This window comes from Pseudomonas sp. P1_F7 (assembly GCF_056405655.1).
The window spans coordinates 39,033-58,711 of record NZ_JBFUBR010000015.1 but is presented as its reverse complement, the minus strand read 5'-3'; the positions used below and the strand labels follow the sequence as shown (position 1 = coordinate 58,711).

20 protein-coding genes and 1 other RNA gene are annotated in these 19,679 nt (G+C 59.8%); 13 read left to right on the top strand and 8 right to left on the bottom strand.

Annotated features, from left to right (window positions below; genetic code table 11):
• Positions 1-6: 6 nt before the first annotated feature.
• From AC1D1M_RS22860 to ssrA, 3 genes are all read left to right on the top strand, one after another.
• Complete coding sequence (locus tag AC1D1M_RS22860) at positions 7-282, top strand: hypothetical protein (RefSeq protein WP_477777368.1); 276 nt, start codon at positions 7-9, stop codon at positions 280-282.
• A gap of 337 nt (positions 283-619) precedes the next feature.
• A complete protein-coding gene (locus AC1D1M_RS22855; RefSeq protein WP_477777367.1) occupies positions 620-898 on the top strand; it encodes a hypothetical protein in 279 nt (92 codons plus the stop codon).
• Between the two features lie 94 nt (positions 899-992).
• Positions 993-1,389, top strand: a transfer-messenger RNA (tmRNA) gene (gene ssrA / locus AC1D1M_RS22850).
• Between the two features lie 255 nt (positions 1,390-1,644).
• On the opposite strand, the gene AC1D1M_RS22845 is transcribed toward ssrA, so the two are convergent.
• Complete coding sequence (locus AC1D1M_RS22845; protein ID WP_477777366.1) at positions 1,645-2,781, bottom strand: helix-turn-helix transcriptional regulator; 1,137 nt, start codon at positions 2,779-2,781, stop codon at positions 1,645-1,647.
• A gap of 239 nt (positions 2,782-3,020) precedes the next feature.
• On the opposite strand from AC1D1M_RS22845, the gene AC1D1M_RS22840 reads away from it, so the two are divergent.
• Complete coding sequence (locus AC1D1M_RS22840; RefSeq protein ID WP_477777365.1) at positions 3,021-3,761, top strand: TetR/AcrR family transcriptional regulator; 741 nt, start codon at positions 3,021-3,023, stop codon at positions 3,759-3,761.
• A gap of 32 nt (positions 3,762-3,793) precedes the next feature.
• On the opposite strand, the gene AC1D1M_RS22835 is transcribed toward AC1D1M_RS22840, so the two are convergent.
• From AC1D1M_RS22835 to cysD, 3 genes are read right to left on the bottom strand one after another with little or no spacing between them, the layout of a single operon-like run.
• The gene (locus tag AC1D1M_RS22835) at positions 3,794-4,762 is read right to left on the bottom strand and encodes an acetyltransferase (protein ID WP_477777364.1); all 969 of its coding nucleotides are present in this window, start codon (positions 4,760-4,762) and stop codon (positions 3,794-3,796) included.
• On the bottom strand, positions 4,759-6,660 hold the full coding sequence (cysN, locus tag AC1D1M_RS22830) for a sulfate adenylyltransferase subunit CysN (protein WP_477777363.1): 1,902 nt from the start codon (positions 6,658-6,660) through the stop codon (positions 4,759-4,761). Before cysN ends, AC1D1M_RS22835 begins: the two co-directional genes overlap by 4 nt.
• Positions 6,660-7,589: a sulfate adenylyltransferase subunit CysD gene (gene cysD / locus AC1D1M_RS22825; RefSeq protein ID WP_223448210.1), complete on the bottom strand. Its 930-nt coding sequence runs from the start codon at positions 7,587-7,589 to the stop codon at positions 6,660-6,662. The genes cysN and cysD overlap by 1 nt, the downstream gene beginning before the upstream one ends.
• A 280-nt stretch (positions 7,590-7,869) precedes the next feature.
• On the opposite strand from cysD, the gene AC1D1M_RS22820 reads away from it, so the two are divergent.
• The 5 genes from AC1D1M_RS22820 (at position 7,870) to AC1D1M_RS22800 (ending at position 13,340) form a co-directional block, all read left to right on the top strand.
• Positions 7,870-8,640, top strand: a complete 771-nt coding sequence (locus AC1D1M_RS22820) for an SDR family NAD(P)-dependent oxidoreductase (protein WP_460053483.1) — start codon at positions 7,870-7,872, stop codon at positions 8,638-8,640.
• 66 nt (positions 8,641-8,706) lie between these two features.
• The gene (locus AC1D1M_RS22815; protein WP_477777362.1) at positions 8,707-9,969 is read left to right on the top strand and encodes a sulfotransferase family protein; all 1,263 of its coding nucleotides are present in this window, start codon (positions 8,707-8,709) and stop codon (positions 9,967-9,969) included.
• On the top strand, positions 9,966-11,189 hold the full coding sequence (locus AC1D1M_RS22810; protein WP_477777361.1) for a hypothetical protein: 1,224 nt from the start codon (positions 9,966-9,968) through the stop codon (positions 11,187-11,189). The genes AC1D1M_RS22815 and AC1D1M_RS22810 overlap by 4 nt, the downstream gene beginning before the upstream one ends.
• Complete coding sequence (locus AC1D1M_RS22805; RefSeq protein WP_477777360.1) at positions 11,186-12,304, top strand: Gfo/Idh/MocA family oxidoreductase; 1,119 nt, start codon at positions 11,186-11,188, stop codon at positions 12,302-12,304. Before AC1D1M_RS22810 ends, AC1D1M_RS22805 begins: the two co-directional genes overlap by 4 nt.
• Positions 12,305-12,320: 16 nt before the next feature.
• A complete protein-coding gene (locus AC1D1M_RS22800) occupies positions 12,321-13,340 on the top strand; it encodes a zinc-dependent alcohol dehydrogenase (protein ID WP_477777359.1) in 1,020 nt (339 codons plus the stop codon).
• Between the two features lie 181 nt (positions 13,341-13,521).
• Here AC1D1M_RS22800 and AC1D1M_RS22795 read toward each other — a convergent pair whose 3' ends face one another.
• The gene (locus AC1D1M_RS22795) at positions 13,522-13,785 is read right to left on the bottom strand and encodes a hypothetical protein (protein ID WP_477777358.1); all 264 of its coding nucleotides are present in this window, start codon (positions 13,783-13,785) and stop codon (positions 13,522-13,524) included.
• A gap of 203 nt (positions 13,786-13,988) precedes the next feature.
• Between AC1D1M_RS22795 and AC1D1M_RS22790 the strand changes: the two genes are divergently transcribed.
• The 3 genes from AC1D1M_RS22790 to AC1D1M_RS22780 all read left to right on the top strand — a co-directional run bounded on the left by AC1D1M_RS22790 (position 13,989) and on the right by AC1D1M_RS22780 (position 15,380).
• Positions 13,989-14,450 (top strand): cysteine hydrolase family protein, encoded by a 462-nt coding sequence (locus tag AC1D1M_RS22790; protein ID WP_477777357.1) that lies wholly within the window; start codon positions 13,989-13,991, stop codon positions 14,448-14,450.
• Positions 14,451-14,779: 329 nt separating this feature from the next.
• Positions 14,780-15,130: a DUF6124 family protein gene (locus tag AC1D1M_RS22785; protein ID WP_477777356.1), complete on the top strand. Its 351-nt coding sequence runs from the start codon at positions 14,780-14,782 to the stop codon at positions 15,128-15,130.
• Position 15,131: 1 nt separating this feature from the next.
• A complete protein-coding gene (locus AC1D1M_RS22780) occupies positions 15,132-15,380 on the top strand; it encodes a hypothetical protein (protein ID WP_477777355.1) in 249 nt (82 codons plus the stop codon).
• Positions 15,381-15,434: 54 nt separating this feature from the next.
• On the opposite strand, the gene AC1D1M_RS22775 is transcribed toward AC1D1M_RS22780, so the two are convergent.
• Entirely contained in the window at positions 15,435-16,343 is a 909-nt protein-coding gene (locus AC1D1M_RS22775; protein WP_477777354.1) for a YeeE/YedE thiosulfate transporter family protein, read from the bottom strand.
• 142 nt (positions 16,344-16,485) lie between these two features.
• Here AC1D1M_RS22775 and AC1D1M_RS22770 point away from each other — a divergent pair, with 142 nt between their 5' ends.
• Positions 16,486-17,892 (top strand): DUF2252 domain-containing protein, encoded by a 1,407-nt coding sequence (locus AC1D1M_RS22770; RefSeq protein WP_477777353.1) that lies wholly within the window; start codon positions 16,486-16,488, stop codon positions 17,890-17,892.
• A 189-nt stretch (positions 17,893-18,081) separates the two neighbouring features.
• Here the strand turns inward: AC1D1M_RS22770 and AC1D1M_RS22765 are convergent, their stop codons facing one another.
• Entirely contained in the window at positions 18,082-18,915 is an 834-nt protein-coding gene (locus AC1D1M_RS22765; RefSeq protein WP_477777352.1) for a phosphatase PAP2 family protein, read from the bottom strand.
• A gap of 34 nt (positions 18,916-18,949) precedes the next feature.
• On the bottom strand, positions 18,950-19,621 hold the full coding sequence (pmrG, locus tag AC1D1M_RS22760) for a lipopolysaccharide core heptose(II)-phosphate phosphatase PmrG (RefSeq protein WP_477777351.1): 672 nt from the start codon (positions 19,619-19,621) through the stop codon (positions 18,950-18,952).
• Between the last annotated feature and the right edge of the window lie 58 nt (positions 19,622-19,679).

The following is a 19,679-nucleotide window of genomic DNA, read 5'->3' as shown; positions in this document are numbered from 1 at the left end:
ATACACATGAATCGTTCTGTGCTGTTAGGTTTTTTCGTTGTTGCTTCCATGATGGCTTCCACTTCGTTTGCGGCCGAAAAAGACCAATGCGCGGTCAACCTGCAAACCATCGAAAACGGCAAGGCACAGATTCCCGGGGAAATGCTTGACCAGGTGGAGGCCTCCGTCAAGAAAGCCAAAGCCGACCAGGCAAAAGGCACCAAGGCAGGTATTGATGATTGCATCGCCGAGACCAACCAAACCATTATGGACGTCACGAACGCGCACAAAGGCGCGAAGTAGCTCTCAGCTCAGGGCCAGCCTTCGGGTTGGCCTTCTGGGCCTTGTTGGCGTACATCAACAACGGAGTACTGGCAGCCGGGAGTTCAAAGCCCGGCTGCGTCCGATACGAAGCAAACCAAAACCCGCCAGTTGCGGGTTTTGTTGCATCTGGGGTCTGGAAATGTGTAACCGTCCGCATCGCTGGAAAAAGCTCGACACGTTTTCTTAAAAAACCGAATTCTTGCGTTGAATCGTAGTCTTTGAGGTAGGCCCCATCAGATCGTGGCTGATTTTTCGGGCTCGGCTTGGCCGTCCACTCATACGGCAGCACCGAGACCATCAGCTCAAGGAGACACCCATGAAACGCACCACACTCGCTGGCCTGTTCATTGCTGCCGCCATGCTGGCCTCTCCTGTATTTGCTGCGGACAACAACCTTTGTACGAGCAAGTTGCAAGAGCTCAAAGGCAAAGTGAATGCGCTGCCGGCGACCTCCACAAACACCTCAATGGAGATCAAAAGGCTGATGTCCAGCGCCGAAGCCTCACAAGCCTCCGGTGACGACAAAAAATGCGTCACCGAGGCCACCCAGGCATTGGCACTCGCTGACAGTCAGGGCAACCAACCAAACCCATGATCTGTGGTGGTCAACCTTCGGGTTGGCCTTCCGGGTCGCGTTGGCGTACACTGTACAGGCCTGCTGCTCACTTGATTCACAGAGCATCAGGCTCGGGGCCGTTTAGGATTCGACGCCGGTTGCGAAACTTTAGGTGCATGCCGAGTTGGTAACAGAACTCGTAAATCCACTGTTGCAACTACTTATAGTTGCCAATGACGAAAACTACGGCCAGGAATTCGCTATCGCTGCGTAAGCAGCCTTAGACCTGAGCTTCTGGTACCTTCGGGTCCAGCAATCACCAGGGGATGTCTGTAAACCCAAAGTGATTGTCATATAGAACAGAATCGCCGTGCAGTACGTTGTGGACGAAGCGGCTAAAACTTACACAACTCGCCCAAAGCACCCTGCCCGTCGGGTCGCTGAGGGTTAACTTAATAGACACGGCTACGCATGTAGTACCGACAGCGGAGTACTGGCGGACGGGGGTTCAAATCCCCCCGGCTCCACCACTTCATCATCTAAAGACGTCCACGGACGTCTTTTTTTGTGCCTGAAATCCACCCGCCTCTCAGACCGCCAACTCAAGGCTGTCAAACCAAAAGACAAGGATTACCTCCAGACCGCGTACTGGCGGCGGCCGAGGATGAGGTACGGGCGTTACTCATGGTTAATCAACCGTTTTCGCCAGGCCCCGACACCGATGCCCAGGTCTTGTGCATCACCGTGCCGGCCGGTACGACAATGCACTGCATCCAACGCGGCGACTACTTGCAGTAACCGAGGGTCGCTACGCTGCGCAGGATCAACCGCACCAGCATGGTCTGGCGGGTCACCCCGGTCTTGGAGAAAGTCGAACGCAGGTGTGCCCGTGAGGTGTTGCGGCTGATGCCCAGTTCCTCGGAGGCTTCGTCCAGGGTCAGGCCGTTGGCCAGCAGCATGGCCAGCTGGGTTTCGGCCGGGGTGAAGTCGAACAGGGCGCGGACAATCTCTTGCGGTGCACAGGATTGCTGTTCCGGGTCGCTGATGAAGATCACCACCGCTGGGCACTGTTTGCCTTCGCTCCAGTCTGACAACGGTACCGAGCGCACGATGATGCCCAGGTCCGCACGGCCCGAAGGCCTTTGAACGCGCAGGGCTTCGACCACCGATGGGTTGCTGCTTTTTTGCGAGAGCAGCGACTGTTTCACCAGGCGGCGGAACTCCTGGGTGTCACGCGCGGTGCCGATCTGCAGGCCATCGTTGACCAGCTTGATACCGTCTTTTTCCTGGATCAGGCGGTCGGCCACCTGGTTGGTCCGCAACACTTTGCCGGCTTCGTCGAGAATGATCGTGCCAACCGCCATCTGATCTACCGCGCCGGCATAGAGGTTGCGCTCGGTTTCGATGCGGTTCAAGCGCATATGGATCTCGATCGAGCGTTCCAGGTGCGGAATGAACTGCGCCAACAGGACCTTTTCATCATCGTTGAAGGCCCTGTCGTCTCGACCGCGGCTGATGCGGATGCGGCACTGAGCGCCGTCGGCTGTGTTGATGTCGGCGCCGAGGACATGGAACACGTCCTGTGGTTCGAGGAAATTCTTGCAGAACTCGGAGTTTTGCCAATCGTCGTCGGAGACGAATTCGGCCAGGGTGACGACCTGGCGGTTGGGCAGGTCGACAAAGGGGTCGAGGGTGAAAAAGTGCTGGTTATAAGAGGCAGTGATTTCGGCTGAGGAACCCGTGGTGTGGATCATCAGGCCAGTGTCGTGTTGACTCGGCGGGCGCAGGATGAAGGTGACGAACTTGCTTTGCAGATGCACATTGAGCCGGTTGAGGAAGGTCGTCCAGGGAATGTTCTCCAGCGGTCCTTGATAGAGATTGCCGACGAACTCGCTGAACGTCTCGAGGCTGAGGCTCTGCATGGACAATCCTTTTATATTTATTTGTGTTGGAGATGGTCGAGAATAGGTGCCGTCGTCGATTGAGCGCAACACCCGGATCTATAGTCTGAAAGGAGGTGGGCCTACCTGCCAGATCGTGTAACTTTGCGTCCTGCGAAGCGCGCCGGCCGGCCGGTGAGTTTACTTGTACGATCCACCCTATGGCCGATGTTAAACTGCGATTCGTTTCGTACCATTGGTCGACTCAAAAGATTGGTGTGATGACCCAGCAAGTCAGAAAAATCGAACGTTTGACACTGAAAAGCGTCGTCACGCGAGCAAAGCTCGTGTCAATTGCCGAACGCCTGTTCGCCGAGCGCGGTATCGAAGGGGTGTCGTTAAGCGACATCAACAAAGCCGCCGGGCAGCGGAACAAGAACGCCACGAATTACCACTTCGGCAGCAAGGACGGCTTGCTGCAGGCCATCCTCGACAAGCATGAGCCTGGTATTGCCAGCCGGCGCAACGCATTGCTCGATGAACTGGAGAAGCGAGGTAATCCTTCGGTGCGAGACGTGGTCCGCGCGCTGATGTATCCGGTGGCCGACAAGATGTTCGATCCCAACGGAGGGAAGGACTTTATCCGTCTGGATGCCCAACTGGTGGCGGTGCATACGCTCTCCGTACAGAACCTGCGCGCTTCCACGCTCAATCTGGGTCAGGTGGATCGGTTGAGGCGGGCGCTGCTCGGCGTCCTCCAGGACCTGCCCGAGTCCGTGGCCCAGCAGCGCCTGCACTTGGCGGCAGTTTTGCTCCTCCATGGGCTCGCCGACCACTCTCGCATGCTTGATGCGAGCGATAAGAAGACCCTGGTGATGGACACCGAGTTGTTCATCAAGAACATCGAAGACTGCCTGGTGGCACTGCTGGCGAGCCCCATGTCGCCCGAAACTGTCTCCCTTCTTTCCCGCCTTGACGTACCCGCACAGGTTCCAGCCCACGTTTACAGCTTGCCCTCATGAGGCAGCTGTAAACATTGCATGGGTAATGACTGCTACCTGGAGAGGCTCCTTTCGAACTCGCGGGTAAAGCGGTCGACTTCCGATTCGGGCAGATGATTGATACCTCCCGCCAGTTTCCTGCCACCGCCGGTGTCAAAGGTGCGGCAGAAGTCAGCCGCAGCCACCGGACTATGTCCGGGAGTGCGCACGCTTACCGTGAACCCACCTTGCCTTTTGGGCGACAGGATACCGAGCGCGCGATCTGGCTGTGCCTGCATGAGCTCGTTGGCCAGAGCTCCAATCGCCCGCCGCGCCCATGGTGCGTCAGGCAACATCAGCAGCATCGCGCCGGGTATCTGGCGTGTCGGCGTAAGTCGGCGAGCCAGATCCATGTCCTCCTCATAGCCTGCCGCCAGCCGCGCGTAGGCGTCCGAGCCTGCGACGAACTCCAGCGGATCGGCGAACGGCTGCATCAGGGTCGACAGCTCGGCCGGATCGAAATGCAGATCGGCAACGGTCTCGCCATAAGCGTTGTAGTTGAGATAGAGGCCGAGCCGCTCCAGGGCCCCGACCGCTCCAGCGTCTATGCCTTGCGCCTTGGCCATGGCGCAGCCCACCTCAGGCAGGCTGTCGCCGTATGCCGCAGCAATCGCCCATGCACGATGGCGACCGCCAAGATAGCGGTCGACCAGGATGCTGGTGCAGACGTCGGCAGCCTCGTCGATATAGGGCTCGAAGCGCCCATACCGAGGCATCTCCCCTGCGTGATGATGATCGAAGTAGCGCACCGATGCGCCTGCCCCAAGCAGGCGAAGCAGATCGGTACGATTCTGATCGAGGGAGATGTCGAGTACGGTGATGGCATCCCCCTCGCACGCTTCGATACGCCGCAGTAACTGAATGTCGCGCTTGACACCGGTCAGCAGCCTCGCGCTGGCGAACTCGTCAGGCGCGGCAAGCCGCAGTTGTTGCAACGCACACAGTCCATCGGCATCCCCATTGAATGCAACGTAGCGATTCATAGGGCCTCGCGAGCGACAAGATGGCTGACGATCAGTTCGGCTGCTTCCTCGGGAGAGCAAGCGGTGGTGTCGATGCGAATTTCCGGATTTTCCGGCGGCTCGTAGGGGGAATCGATGCCGGTGAAATTCGTCAGTTCGCCACGGCGAGCCTTCTTGTAGAGGCCTTTTGGATCCCTCTGTTCGGCCACGCTGATCGGCGTGTCGACAAACACCTCGAAGAACTCGCCTTGCTCCACCAGCTCGCGCGACATTCTGCGTTCAGAACGGAATGGAGAGATGAAGGACACCAGAACGATCTGCCCCGCATCGACCATCAACTTGGCGACTTCACCTACGCGCCTGATGTTCTCGACCCGGTCGGCTTCGGAGAAACCGAGATCCTTGTTGAGGCCGTGGCGCACGTTGTCACCATCAAGCAGATAGGTATGTTTGCCCAATGCATGCAGTTTCTTCTCGACGAGGTTCGCGATCGTGGACTTGCCGGCACCCGACAGCCCTGTGAACCAGAGTACGCAAGGCTTCTGCCCCTTGAGGGTGGCGTGCGCCTGCTTGTTAACGTCAATCGCCTGCCAGTGGATGTTCTGCGAGCGACGCAAGGCAAAGTGCAGGAGTCCGGCGCCGACCGTATTGTTGGTCAGGCGGTCAATCATGATGAAACCGCCGGTATCGCGATTTTCCTTGTAGGGATCAAATGCGATTGGCTGGTCAAAGCTCAGGTTGCAGACGCCGATTTCATTCAGATCCAGTGTCTTGGCGGCGAGATGCTCGAGCGTATTGACGTTGACCTTGTATTTCGGTGTCGCGCTGGTTGCCGTCACGGTCTTGGTGCCGATCTTCAACAGATAAGGGCGGCCCGGCAGCATCGGTTCATCGCTCATCCAGACGATCGTTGCCTCGAACTGGTCTGCCACCCTGGCCGGTGCATCGATCGTCGCGAGAATGTCGCCCCGGCTGATATCGATCTCGTCCTCGAGCGTAATCGTGATCGACTGGCCAGAGACGGCTTCCTCAAGGTCACCCTCGCGGGTCACGATACGCGCGACCCGGCTTTCCTTCCCCGACGGCAGGACACGGAGGCGGTTGCCGCGCTTGACGCTGCCGCCGACAACGATCCCGGCATAGCCGCGGAAGTCGAGGTTCGGTCGGTTGACCCACTGCACCGGCATGCGAAACGGCCCGGACTGATCCGCAGCATCCTCGACCTGCACCGTCTCAAGGTACCCCATCAGTGTCGGCCCCTGGTACCAGGGGGTGTTCGCGCTCGGCTCGGTGATATTGTCGCCCTTCAGGGCTGACATCGGGATGGTGACGATATTCTGCAGGCCAATCTGGCTGGCGAAAGCGCGATAGTCCGCGTCTATCTTGTCGTAGATCTCTTTCGAGTAACCCACCATATCCAGTTTGTTGATGGCCAGCACGACATGGCGAATGCCAATCAGCGACACCAGATAGCTGTGTCGGCGCGTCTGGGTCAGCACCCCTTTGCGCCCGTCGATCAGAATGATGGCGACATCCGCTGTCGAGGCTCCGGTGACCATGTTGCGCGTATATTGCTCGTGGCCCGGTGTATCGGCCACGATGAACTTGCGCTTGTCGGTCGAGAAGAAGCGATAGGCAACATCGATGGTGATGCCTTGTTCACGCTCGGCGGAAAGTCCGTCGACCAGTAGTGCGAAATCCAGGTCGCCACCTTGCGTTCCCACCTTCTTTGAGTCCGCTTCCAACTGGCTCAACTGGTCTTCGAAGAGCATCTTCGATTCGTAGAGCAGGCGCCCGATGAGCGTGCTTTTTCCATCGTCGACGCTGCCGCAGGTGATGAAACGCAGCAGGCTCTTGTTCTCGTGGGATTTCAAATATTGCTCGATGTCTTCGGCAATCAAATCGGATACGTGTGCCATTAGAAATACCCCTCCTGTTTCTTTTTCTCCATCGAGCCCGCGGAGTCGTGATCAATAAGGCGGCCCTGGCGCTCGGACGTCCTGGCCAGAAGCATTTCCTGAATGATGGCCGTCAAGGAGTCGGCCTCGCTCTCGATTGCGCCGGTCAGCGGGTAGCAACCCAGCGTGCGGAAACGCACTTTCCTGATCTCGGGAACCTCGCCGTCGTTCAGTGGCATACGCTCGTCATCGACCATGATGAGCGTGCCGTCGCGCTCCACCACCGGTCGCTCTTTCGCCAGGTAGAGCGGCACGATCGGAATGTCGTTCAGATAGATGTATTGCCAGATGTCGAGCTCGGTCCAGTTGGACAGGGGAAACACCCGGATGCTTTCGCCCTTGTGCTTGCGGGCGTTATACATCCGCCACAGTTCGGGGCGTTGCAGCTTGGGATCCCAGCGGTGCTGCTCGGAGCGGATCGAGAATATCCGCTCCTTGGCTCGTGACTTCTCTTCGTCCCGCCGTGCGCCGCCGAAGGCCGCATCGAAGCCGTGCTTGTCCAGCGCTTGCTTCAATCCCTCGGTTTTCCAGATGTCGGTGTGTATGGCCGAACCATGGGAAAAAGGGCTGATGCCCTTTTCCAGCCCCTCGGGATTGATATGGACTAGCAAGTCGAAGTCGTGCTTTTTCGCCATGGCGTCGCGGAACTGAATCATCTCGCGGAACTTCCAGGTCGTGTCGACGTGCAGCAATGGGAACGGCAGTTTTCCTGGGTGGAACGCCTTCAGGGCCAGGTGCAGCATCACTGCACTGTCCTTACCGACGGAGTAGAGCATTACCGGGTTCTCACACTCAGCGACCACTTCTCGCATGATGTGAATGCTCTCGGCCTCAAGACGCTGCAAGTGCGTCAGCATGTATTTCCTCCTTCCTCTGCGCTGGGTCGTGATGCCACCGAGAATCCGATGACCGGCCCTGTCACTCGAGGTGCGATTGCGTGTGGACGTTTATCGCCCACCTCTTTTTTAAGCCTTGTTACTTAAACTGGCTTTAAAGGTAGATCTCGCAATTGCATGGATCATCGTCCGTTAAGACTATTCGCAGTTCGAATGCTTTTAATACTATCGCCTTATCTTGAACCGCCAGTCGGCCGGGGCGATAGCTGCTGCTCCTGATCGACTGGCCCATTGCGCCGCAGCAATCAGGTGTACCTATTGGAGGCAACGCCCCATGAACACTCAACAGGCCGACTGGCCGAACCTTCAGTTTGACTACGACAATTGCCATGTCCTGGTGACCGGTGGCACCAGTGGCATCGGGGCCGGCATCGCCGCAGCGTACCGAGCAGCAGGTGCGCAAGTGACGATCACCGGCACCCGGCCCTGCGCCGCCGATTACGACATTGACCTCGACGGCTACCGCTACTTGCAGCTCGACATCGAGAACGCAGACAACATTTCTGCCGTCGCAGCAGCGCTGCCGCGCCTGGACATCCTCATCAACAACGCCGGCTTTGCGCTGCCAAGCTGTGGCCTGGACGAGTACGAACCGGACGTTTTCGAACGCGCGGTGCGCATGCACCTGGTCGGTGGCTATCGCATGGCGCATGGCTGCGCCGACAAACTCCTGAAGAGCACGCTGCCAGGCGGCCCTTCGATCATCGGCATTGCATCAATGAGCTCGTTCTTCGGGATCGATGTGGTGCCCGGCTATGGCGCGGCAAAGACTGGCGTCGTCGGGCTGACCCGGGCACTGGCGGTCCATTGGGGCGGACGCATTCGCGTCAACGCGGTCGCGGCGGGGCTTACCGCAAGCCGCATGACGGCGACGACTGTTGCCAATCCGCAGTGGTCCGCGCCCACGCTTGCGCGTACGCCGGCAGCACGGCTTGGGGTGCCGCTGGACATCGCCGGTCCAGTCCTTTTCCTGACGAGCGCCGCCGCCGGCTGGATCACTGGACAGACACTGCCTGTCGACGGCGGTTTCACGGTCGCCGGCTGAGTCCGACGCAGGCCCTTCCAGTACTGCCTGTCGCCAACACCTCTCCTCACACTTATGGAGCAGCGCATGAAACCTGACATCATCCGAATCACAGACCTGGGCGCCCCCGAGCTGACCGAGCGGCAGCGTCGAGCGATCGCGGGCGTCCCCCCCGTGGAAATGCGCGAGGAGGTCGTCCTTGCAGCCGCATGCCAGCGCACGGGGCTTTCCGACTTCGGTTCGGAGGACTTCCGCGAACGGCTGCGAATCTGGCTGAAGAGTTTTGACGAGGATACGGAGCTCGGCCCCCTGGGGCGCGCGGGGATGTTCGGCGATGCCGTGCGCTACGCATCTTCGCGCCTGCGCTTCGAAGATCTGGCGAAGCGAAACCCGGAAATCAACGACGTCACGATTGATCGGCCGATCATCGTCGCCGGCCTTCCCCGCTCAGGCACGACCCACTTGGTCAACATCCTGGCAGCCGATCCGCGACTGCGCTCGATGCCGCTATGGGAAGCGATGGAGCCGATTCCTGCGCCGCAAGACCAAACGCCAGGCGGGGAAGATCCGCGCATCGTTCGTACCCGTCAGGCCTGGGGCGAATTCGAAGCCATATTGCCGTTCATGCCGGCGATGCACGAAATGTCCCCCACCCACGTGCATGAAGACATCGAACTGCAAGGCCTGGACTTCTCCTCCTATCTGCCGGAATGGCAGTCTCGCCCGTGTCGCTGGCGCGACTACTACTACAGCCACGATCAAACGCCGCACTACCGTTATGGTCGCCGAGTCCTGCAGGCGCTCACCTGGCTCCAGGGCCCGAACCGATGGGTGATGAAATCGCCGCCGCACATGGAGAACCTGCTGCCGCTGATGACGACTTATCCCGACGCCACGCTCGTCATCACCCATCGCGACCCCGTAGCCGTGCTCCAGTCCGCCATCACCATGATCGCCTATGGCGACCGCATCCGCCGCCATACCGTCGACGTAAAGGCGTTGGCGCGCTATTGGACAGATCGAGTGGAACATCTGCTGCGCGCCTGCGTTCGGGACCGGGACAGTGTTCCCGCCGGCCAAACGCTCGATGTGCTCTTCGACGACTACATGGCCGACCAACAGACGGTGATTGAACGCATCTATGCCATGGCCGGCCTGCCACTGACCGCCGATGCCAAAACGCGGATCCAGGCCTATCTGAACGCCAACCCACGGGGCAAGCATGGTCGCGTCGTCTATGACCTGAAAGGCGATTTCGGGGTTGATATTGCCGCTTTACGCGAGCGATTCGGCTTTTACTATGAGCGCTTCTCGGTCAGGCCAGAGCGCATCGAAGGAGAGCGGCCATGACCGATCAAGCTACGGAACGCCTGTTGTCCGGCCGCGCGTGGGACGATTTCTGCGAAACCGTTCGCCAGGCCGGCCACAGGGTTGATGCTTTCGGCGCCGAGGCCGATACCCTCGACCGCGCCGAATGGTATCGATTCATGACCCGCCTCATGCGCAACGGGTTCGAACGCTACCTGGAGAACTGCGAGCCAGAACGGCCGCGCCTGCGCGATGCGCCCTGGCGCCAGTCCATCAACTTCCAGTCTCCCGATCAGGATCATCTGCTTGCCGAGTTCGTCGACGGTAGTCATGACTATGTCATTCGTGGCCATCGTGGCGGGCTGCCGTACTTCGTCATCGCCTCATGGCGCGCGCCACAACCGCGCCATCCCGGCGCTCAGGACTGGGCAACGCGTGGTGTATCCGGTCTTGACGAATTCGATCCCGCTGCGCTGCAGACCACCGGCTTCATCTCCTCACGCCAGGTGAAGTTCGATACGCAGGGCAACTTCGAGATCGTTGTCAGCCAGAACAAACCCGCAGACGGGCGCGACTGGCTGTCGATCTCACCGGACTGCGTCGGTCTCCTGGTGCGCACGCTCTACCATGATCGCGCGAATACCGCGCCGCCTCACTTCACCATCGAACGGATCGATAGCCCGCAACCGCGCCCCGTCACCGCCGCCGAAATAAGCGATGCGCTCGCCAAGGCGGGCCAGATGGTACTTGGCTATTGCGAGCTGGTGCGCAGTTGGTGGCAGGACAATCTCAGCCAGCGGCCAAACCGCATCCGCTTCGACCGTGCGGTGTACCTGTCCAATGGCGGCGTGCCGGACCGACACCACGGCTTCGGTACCTGGGAATGTGCTGGTGACGAGGCGCTGGTTATCGATTTCCTGCCCTCAGCCTGTGATTACTGGATATTCCAGCTCTGTTCGATCTGGCAAGAAAACCTCGACAACTACGAGGACGGCGGCGGTTGTGTGCAGAAGTACAAGGCCAGCTATCGCCACGACGGCTCGGTGCGCGTCATCGTTGCGCAAGGCCAGCCCGGCATCGCCGGCAATTGGGTCCAGTCCTTCGGCCATGTCCATGGCGGCATGAGTTTGCGCCTGATTGGCACACAGGGCGAGCCGCCGCAGGTAACGCTGCGCCGTATTGCGCTCGCCGTGCTGCAAGAACGTGGTGAAGAGGCATTGGAGGACATCGTGCCGATCATCAGTGGCGAGGTAGCGCGATGAGTACGCCGTCGCGATCCATAGCGGCGGCGGTGGTCGGCACCGGCTTCGGTCTTTTTACCCATGTCCGTGCGCTGCGCGAGGCCGGGTTCGAGGTGCGCGCGATCGTCGGACGAGACCGTGCCCGCACCATCGCGCGCGCCGCACCTCTCGGCATCCCGCTGGCAACCGATAGTCTTGCCGAGGCGCTTGCCGATCCGGCGATACAGCTCGTTACGGTGGCAACGCCCCCGCACGCACACTATGCACCGGTGATGGCCGCGATCGCCGCCGGGCGACATGTTGTGTGCGAAAAGCCCTTTGCCCGCGACGCCGCCGAAGCGGCGCAGATGCGCGAAGCCGCGACAAAGGCCGGTGTTCATCACCTGCTCGGCGCCGAATTCCGCTTCGACAGCGCGCAGGCGCTGCTGCGGCGCGTCGTTCAGTCGGGGCTGATCGGCACGCCGCGCCATTTCCTGCGCATCTACCATCAACCGGGCCTGCAGGACTCGACAAGCAAACTCAGCGACTGGTGGGAGGACGCTGAACAGGGCGGCGGTTTCCTTGGCGCATTCGGCTCGCACATGATCGATCAGGTCGAATACATGTTCGGCCCCATCGCTCGTGTCAGCGGCATGCTGCAGACGCTGGCGCCCGGGCGCCCCGCCATGACAGCCGACGATTGCTACACCGTGCAGTTCGAAACGGACAGCGGTGTTGCCGGGTCAATCATCGCCGCGCTGGCCGCGCCGGGGCCGCTGGTGATGGCCACCAAAGTGGTGGGCAGCGCAGGCGGCGCGTGGATTCAGAGCGGCGCGACGTTTGGTGACCCCGAAGAAGTCTGGGTGAGCGACGCCGATGGCGTGCGGCGCATCGAGATGCCCGCGGATCTGGTCAACGCAATGCCGACAGCTTTTCCCGTCGCCGAGCTGATCCAGACCGAGCAGGACCGCTGGCACACCATGGGTTTCGATGTTGCGCCCTATGCGCGTTTGTTCGCCGAGATGCGCACGCGGATCGAGAATCGCGCACCCGCGATCCCCGAGCGTGCCGCCACATTCAACGACGCTGCGCGTGGCCAACAGGTGCTCGACGCAATTCGACTGTCAGCGCGCAAGCGCGCCTGGATCACAATCTGAAATGAAGGACTCTGCTATGACGAAATTGATGCTTCATGCAACGGTTCACGGACCTGACGATATTCGTGTCGAGCAGGTACCGCGCCCCAGTGCCGGGCCGGACGATATTGTGGTCAAGGTCGTGGTCTGCGGTATCTGCGGCTCTGACCTCGGTTATGCGCGCGCCGGCGGCCTGCCGATGGGGGGCGATGGTCCCTTATCGCTCGGGCATGAGTTCTCGGGCGTGATCGAGGAGGTGGGCGCGCGAGTAACGGCACTGCGCAAAGGCCAGCGCGTGGTGGTCAACCCGACGACGCCTGCAAACATGATCGGTTCCGGCGGTCCTGGGGCCTTCGCCTCGCACATTCTTGTGCGCAATGTCATGGCCGAGTCGTCGGTCTACCCCATTCCCGATACGCTGGACTTCGAAACCGCTGCACTGGTCGAACCGCTCGCCGTCGGGCTGCACGGCGTCAACCGGTCGCGTGCCGGCGCTGGCAGCAAGGTGGTTGTTTTCGGCGCGGGCCCCATCGGGCTCGGCGTCGTGGCAATGCTCCGTCTGCGCGGCGTCGCGGACATCATCGCCGTCGATCGAGTGAACTCACGTCTGGAACGTGCGCGCGCGCTCGGTGCAAACGCCACCTTCAATCCCGACAACTGCGATCTGTGGGCTGAAATCGGCAAGCGCCATGGCGCTGGCACACTCTACGGGATGCCAGTGGTGGATACCGACGAATTCATCGAGGTGTCGGGCGCAGCTCCGGTTATTCCCCAAATCATTGCGCGCGCACGTTTCGGGGCGCATCTGACGGTGGTGGCGGTGCATCACGCACCGGTCGCCATGGATCTGGCGATGGCGCTGGGCAAGGAGATGGAAGTGACCACCGCCATGGCCTATCCCACCGAGTTTGGTGAGGTGCTGGAGATCCTCGCCGCAGGCCGGATCGACACCATCCCGCTGATCAGTCATCGCTACGCCTTCGAAGACTTCGAGCAAGCCTTCGCTACCGCCGCGCGTGCAGATGAATCGGCCAAGGTGTTGGTGACGTTCGGATGAGTCTCAAGCCAGAACATGGTGATGGTACGGCTGCATCATCGTTCTTGCGCAAACGACCACCATGACTACAGCGAATTTCGATGATGTCCGCCCTGGATCGAAGCGGACATCCACCATCTCTCGAAATCCCGAAGCGCTTGACCGGCCTGCCGGCAGGCGCAATCAGGACCCACGCAAACGATCAGTACTTGATATCCCGGGCTGTGCGACGGGTATCCTGCTTGGTGCTGCGCTTGTCCTGGCGACAGTCTGCATTGTTCTTGTCATTACCCTTTCTGCATTCATCCTTGGTTTGCCGGGCAGTGGAGCGCCCTTCCTGCCTGGTATCGCGAGCTTCACGCCGTTGCTCACCCTGCTCGGTCGCGTAGACGGGTAGCGTCACCCACTGCACGCCAGCGGCGATGAGCAGCGTCGCCAGGGCTTTCAAGTAGTGCTTGCGAATCATGATTTTTCTCCAACTCAACATCGCTCGGTCGCTTCGTTCGCTCCCCCAGGAATTCAGCGAAAACGTGAGTTACATCGTACGCCCACAACTCACAAAAGCACTTTGTGACAGGTAAAATCTGACGATAGGGTTACATGGACAGTCGCGCGATGCCGCTATGTGCACAGTCGCCCCTATCACTGCCATCACCCTCGGAGAAGCCCATGCGCCAAGCCCTCCTGATCATCGACGTACAACCCGGCTTCGCCCCGCCGCAATGGCTGATCGACGGTATCCAGGCGCTCATCGGCACCCTGCCCAGTGTCGCCACGGTCGAGCGCCATGACGAATCCATAACCCCCTTCGAAAAACAGCTCGGCTGGCACCCAGCGACCGACGATGACAGCCTGATCCCGGCCGACCGCATCTTTATCAAGCACGGCTACGCGCCCACTCCGGAAACCATCGACTACCTGAAAAGCCTCAATGTCGAACGCGTGCTGGTGTGCGGCCTGCAGACCGAGACCTGCTGCCTGGCGGCGGGGTTTGCGCTGTTTGATGCGGGTTTGCAGCCGACGTTGATTACGGATTTGACGGTGGGGTCGTCACTGGACCGGACGGGCGGGTTGGGGGTCAGGCTTTGGGAGCATCATTTCAAGCACACGGTGAGATCGAGTGACCTGTGATCGATGCAACGACTTCACCACGTCCTAGGACATTTCCCGCAAAACGCATCGCCTTTCATGAACTGGCGGACGCAACTTCTCGACGATAGCCTTCTGGGGTCGCTGCAAATCAGCGATCAGTTTTGACAGGCTGAAACCGGAACCTTCCACTCGTCCCAATAAAACGGCATGCTTTCGCGCGTGCAATTTTCATGGTGGCTGTGCGTGGGGCATCTTCGGATGCACCGGTTTCCTGTGTTTCCGGTCTGTCAACCTGCGTACAGCTGCCACCCTACCTTGTTTGACAGCAGGATAGCGCCGGCTCCTTTGAACAAACCAGGAACCCCGTCATGAAAAAGCACAGCCCTAATCCACCAGATTCAACAACCGAAACACCCAACTTATCCAACCTCTCCAAAACCACCGAACCCACCATCAGCGCCCGCCTCCGCAACCCCAATCAGCTCGACCCCGTCAGCCACGTCTTCACCCTCCGCCCCAACATCGACACCCCCTCTCTGCTCACCCACGCCAGCGAAACCCTCGCCTCGCTCAACGTCATGAGCACCGACCTTGCCTGTGAGCTTGAGAGTTCGCGCCGCAACATCGCCCTGGCGATCCAGCAGTTGGCCGTGCTGGCGCAATTGCTGGTGAACCGGGCACTGGACAACATCGCGCCTCTCGACGAAGTGGAGGCTTGAGATGGATCGATACATGCCGATGACCGGCATCGACTGCACCATTGCGTCGCTGCTGATCGATACCGAAGCACCGCTGGATGTGCTGCATGAAACAGCCACCTATCGCATTCGAACGGTGACGCAATTGCTGGAGAGTTTCGCGGCTGATGAGGGTGTTTACAGCGAACTGGCGCGGGTGCTGGTCACTTCCCTGCGCGATGGATGCGATTTGCTGGATGTGGTTGGGCGGCGGTTGCGGATGCAGGTTTGATCCTTGAAAAATGGACGGTCTCATTGAGGTCGTCCAACTCCAGAGCCGCGATCATCAAGCACGCAGCCGCTTAACCCCAACCCCCACCAATACCCCTAACACAATCGACACCAACGGCACCGCTCCCACCCAGGTCAGCGTCGGAAACACCAACAAAATCTGCGAGTCATTGCCGCCCAGCATCATCGATGCACCGGTCCCCATCAACACGCCCGCGAGCAAATGCCTGCCCGCTGTCATCGCTGCAAACCGCTGATAGCTGAACGTGCGGCGATGCAACGTGTAACAGAGCATGCCCAGCATCAGCATGGCGAACACCGTCACACGCTGGGTGGTCAATGATGTGTCGCCCGGGACCCAAAACCTTTGCGAGAGATCGTAGAAGAATACGCTGGGCGTCCACAGCGGTTCGAAGGTGTAGAGGGCGCTGGTCAGGGCACCCAGGAGCAGGCTCGACAGCACCAGGTGTCTGTCGCCGTGAATCCGGATCAGGAACAGCAAAATCAGCAGCACGATGCCGATGACCAGCCAGTAATGACGGCTGGTGATCATCGGCATTTGCAGCGCCCGGTGTTCGGTCAGCATGTTCAGGTGATGCCACAGCACGATGCCCAACACCCAGCCGAGAATGGTGAAGGCCTTGTTGAGGTTGCCGCTGGCGAGCTTGGTGAGGGTGCCGACGCTGCACCCCTTGTTGAGCACCGAGGCGAGGCCGAACAGCAACCCGCCACCGACCAGCGACAGGTAGCCAACCTCAGGGATGAACAGCGGCTGACTTACGCCAGACAAGGCGTAGAACGGCGCGAGCAACAGACCGAACAAACCGCAACTGACCAGCGACACGAACAGGGTCGGCCGGCGTTTGAGCAGCAGCCCCATGGCATTGACCAGGCACATGCCCATGCGCTGAGACACCCAGCCAATGAGGAACGCCAGTAGCAGTGAAACCGGCAATGAAAACACGAGGCTCCTTGTTTCCGGGTGATGGCAGCGAGTCGATGCCTGACAGACAGATTAGTCGCTGGGCAAACACTTCGGATGAACCCGCAAAGCCCTTCTACACTCATTTCGCAATCGCCCTACAACCCCTGTCGAATAGGCCCCCATGACCACCCTCACCGACCGTTTGAAGCAAGGCAAGGATGCGCGCAAGAAGTGTTCCCGCAGTTCGCAAGCAGCCTTGGGCAATGTCGCCCGCGACCCAATACCGCTGATCAAGGCGTCGAGTGAAGGACGCGTCAAATCGCTGGTGGAGTTGCGCTACGGGCGCATGCTGGTGTCACCGTTCACCTTCTATCGCGGCAATGCGCTGCTGCAGGCCCACGACCTGGCGGGCACCTCAAACATGGGGCTGGTGTCGCCGATTTGCGGCGATAGCCACCTGATGAATTTCGGGGGGTTCGCAACGCCTGAACGTAACCTGCTGTTCAGCGTCAACGACTTCGACGAAGCCCATCCCGGGCCGTGGGAATGGGACTTGAAACGCCTGGTGGCGAGTTTTCTGGTGGCGGCTCGCGATCTGCGTCATGGGGAAACGGTTGAAGAAACGGTCTGCCATCAGGTCGTGGGCGCCTATCAGAAAACCATGCTCGAATGCGCCGAACAAAGTTCGCTGGAAACCTGGTACGAATCCATCAGCTATGACGACCTGCTGGCGCAAGCCAACAAAAGCACCCTGGAACATGTGCAACGCGCCATCGAAAAAGCCGAGCGTCGCACCCATGCCGAACTGCTGCCAAAAATCAGCGAGCGCGACGCCCATGGTCGTCTGATCATTCGCGATGACCTGCCGGAAATTTTCCACCTGCACAAAAACACCACGCTGCTAGATGCCGATGATGACTGGTTGCGTCTCTCGGACTGGCGCCCGCTCTACGACACCTTCATGCGCGACTATCGCGGCACCCTGCAAGCGGACCGCCGTGAACTGGTGTCGCGTTTTCACGTTCAGGACATGGCGTTCAAAGTGGTGGGCGTCGGCAGTGTCGGCACCCGTTGCCTGGTGGCGCTGCTGACCGACGATCAGGAGTTCCCGCTGTTCCTGCAATTCAAGGAAGCGCGGCGCTCGGTGCTCGCCGGCTACGTGAAAGCCAAGTCACGGGTGCGCCATGAAGGGCAGCGGGTCGTCGACGGGCAGCGGTTGATGCAATCGGCCAGCGACCTGTTCCTAGGCTGGACCACCGGCCCCAGCGGGCGGCATTTCTATGTGCGGCAATTGCGCGACATGAAAATCTCCGCCGAACTCGAGACCTTCGATGGCGACGCATTCGCCGCCTATGGCCAGCTCTGCGGCCGGGCCCTGGCTCGCGCCCATGCCAAGTCTTCCGGGCACGCGGCGGTGATCAGCGGCTACATCGGCAAGAGCGACGCACTGGCCGACGCGCTCTATAAATATGCCCAGGGCTATACCGAGCACAACGAGCGCGATTTCGAGCGGTTCCAGCAAGCCTGCCGCAAGGGCCGCTTGCGTGCCCGGTCGGAAGCCGACTTTGCCGCGGATCATTTGCCGTAGCGGTGTCGCAAGCTCTGGTACGGGACTTTGAGCGAGATGAATTTTTCTTCACCCCACCACCCCGCGCCAGCCTGTACATTTCGCTCGCTCATTCAAGAAACTACGGTTTGCCCGCCCTCCCGCGGGCTTTTTTTTTAAAAAAAACCCGCAGCCCTTTCGGAGTGCGGGTTTTGCGGTTCAATCGTCAGCTCAATTCACAGATTGAGGCTGAGCCGCCAACACCGGTTGTTGCGCTTTGGAGCGCACCGGCTGTTCCAGCCTCGCTCGCCCGTAAAACGCCAGCGCCGTCAGCAAACACGCCAGCCACACAAAGATCCCGGCCCAGAAGGTGTGGGACATGTAGTGCCACCCTTGCAGCACCCGCGTTGTGCCGTAGATGAAACCGAGGGTCAGCGAGCCGTACATGATCGCTTTGGAATAGCGCCAGCGATAACGCCGAGCCACGAAGTACAACGCCAGCATGGTGAAACCGCCCGACGCGTGTCCGCCCGGCCAGCAGCGACCGTCACCGGCGACTTTCAGCAGGTCGAAGTTTACATACCACTCAACGTGCTCCATTTTGCCGCCGTACTGGGTCGTCTCGATCGGGCAATACACGCTGGTGTGGCCCTTGAGGTAGTGAATGACCCCGGTGCTGATGGAGAACGCGAACACCACGTATAGAAAGTCCCGACGGTGCCGGGTGGCAAAGCGCAGCACCGGGGCGACTTTGATTTTTTCCAGGAAAGCGATGATTTTCGAATGTTTCTCAGCCTTCAGACGCGGCCAGAGAAACGACAGCAAGGCACCGATAATCGCAATTTCGCCGGTCCAGTTCGGAATGATCCGCGCCCATTTATGGGTAATTTTTTCGAACAGATGGACATGGTCCAACGGGTACGTCTGCGTCACCGGATCAAAAAAGTAATTATTGAAGGCGATGTCGATGCTGGTCATGTCGAACATCAGAAACACCGCGACCGCGCAGGCCAGCGGAATACCGAAATTCACCCAGTAAAAGCGGTAGCGAGAAGCGGTCAGCATTGTGAATCCTGATTCAGAAAGATGAAGGAAAAGCTCAACGAGTGGTCACCGAACTCCAGTCGGAAGCTTCAATGAAGCCAAGCATGCGCGGAGTCTGCGGGGTTTCGGCGGAAATAAACAGAGAGGCGCCGTAACCCAGCGTCGATGCCGGCAACTTGAGGTCTTTTTCCAGTTGCTCCATGCACTCGCTGTGAGTGACAAGAATCAGATTGCGCCCGGCCACTTTGTGCGCCAGGGAGTCGCGCAGCATGGTGCCCTTGCAACTGATCAGCCAGTTTTCACCCGTGCCAACCTTGTTGAACATGAAGTTGGCGGTCTGCGCTGTACGCAATATCGGGCTGTTGTAGATATCAGCCTTGTCCAGGCCCAGGTGCTTGAACTGTGCCCCGAGGCTCTCGGCAACACTACGGGAGCGCTCGGTAATGCCATCGCTGCCGACCAGGCAAGGCGCCGAGGAGTGATCGCAACGCTCGACGTGGCGCACCAGCACGATCATGTCGCCCTTGGCCCACCCGGTCATCAACGCCTGTGCACCGCTCACATTGCCGTGAGCCAGGTCCGGTGCGGTGGCCGGACGCAGCAAAAACACGGTCAGTGGGATGACCAGCAGCGTCGAGGCCAACACCACCGCAGCGTTGCGATAGCGGGCGAAGCGGTTCAGATCGATCGAGCGTTTTATCCCGAAAAGACTCAGTCTTAATTCCACATCAAGCCGCCTCGCCGGCACGCACCACCTCATTAGATCCCGGCAGGTTAAAGAAACG

Coding starts and splice junctions, on each gene's coding strand:
- AC1D1M_RS22810 (WP_477777361.1), top strand. CDS start 9,966: ATGACCGATCAAGCTACGGAACGCCTGTTGTCCGGCCGCGCGTGGGAC.
- AC1D1M_RS22790 (WP_477777357.1), top strand. CDS start 13,989: ATGCGCCAAGCCCTCCTGATCATCGACGTACAACCCGGCTTCGCCCCG.
- AC1D1M_RS22820 (WP_460053483.1), top strand. CDS start 7,870: ATGAACACTCAACAGGCCGACTGGCCGAACCTTCAGTTTGACTACGAC.
- AC1D1M_RS22785 (WP_477777356.1), top strand. CDS start 14,780: ATGAAAAAGCACAGCCCTAATCCACCAGATTCAACAACCGAAACACCC.
- AC1D1M_RS22795 (WP_477777358.1), bottom strand. CDS start 13,785: ATGATTCGCAAGCACTACTTGAAAGCCCTGGCGACGCTGCTCATCGCC.
- AC1D1M_RS22855 (WP_477777367.1), top strand. CDS start 620: ATGAAACGCACCACACTCGCTGGCCTGTTCATTGCTGCCGCCATGCTG.
- cysN (WP_477777363.1), bottom strand. CDS start 6,660: ATGGCACACGTATCCGATTTGATTGCCGAAGACATCGAGCAATATTTG.
- AC1D1M_RS22845 (WP_477777366.1), bottom strand. CDS start 2,781: ATGCAGAGCCTCAGCCTCGAGACGTTCAGCGAGTTCGTCGGCAATCTC.
- AC1D1M_RS22765 (WP_477777352.1), bottom strand. CDS start 18,915: ATGCTGACCGCTTCTCGCTACCGCTTTTACTGGGTGAATTTCGGTATT.
- AC1D1M_RS22840 (WP_477777365.1), top strand. CDS start 3,021: ATGACCCAGCAAGTCAGAAAAATCGAACGTTTGACACTGAAAAGCGTC.
- AC1D1M_RS22800 (WP_477777359.1), top strand. CDS start 12,321: ATGACGAAATTGATGCTTCATGCAACGGTTCACGGACCTGACGATATT.
- AC1D1M_RS22805 (WP_477777360.1), top strand. CDS start 11,186: ATGAGTACGCCGTCGCGATCCATAGCGGCGGCGGTGGTCGGCACCGGC.
- AC1D1M_RS22860 (WP_477777368.1), top strand. CDS start 7: ATGAATCGTTCTGTGCTGTTAGGTTTTTTCGTTGTTGCTTCCATGATG.
- AC1D1M_RS22815 (WP_477777362.1), top strand. CDS start 8,707: ATGAAACCTGACATCATCCGAATCACAGACCTGGGCGCCCCCGAGCTG.
- AC1D1M_RS22835 (WP_477777364.1), bottom strand. CDS start 4,762: ATGAATCGCTACGTTGCATTCAATGGGGATGCCGATGGACTGTGTGCG.
- AC1D1M_RS22770 (WP_477777353.1), top strand. CDS start 16,486: ATGACCACCCTCACCGACCGTTTGAAGCAAGGCAAGGATGCGCGCAAG.
- AC1D1M_RS22780 (WP_477777355.1), top strand. CDS start 15,132: ATGGATCGATACATGCCGATGACCGGCATCGACTGCACCATTGCGTCG.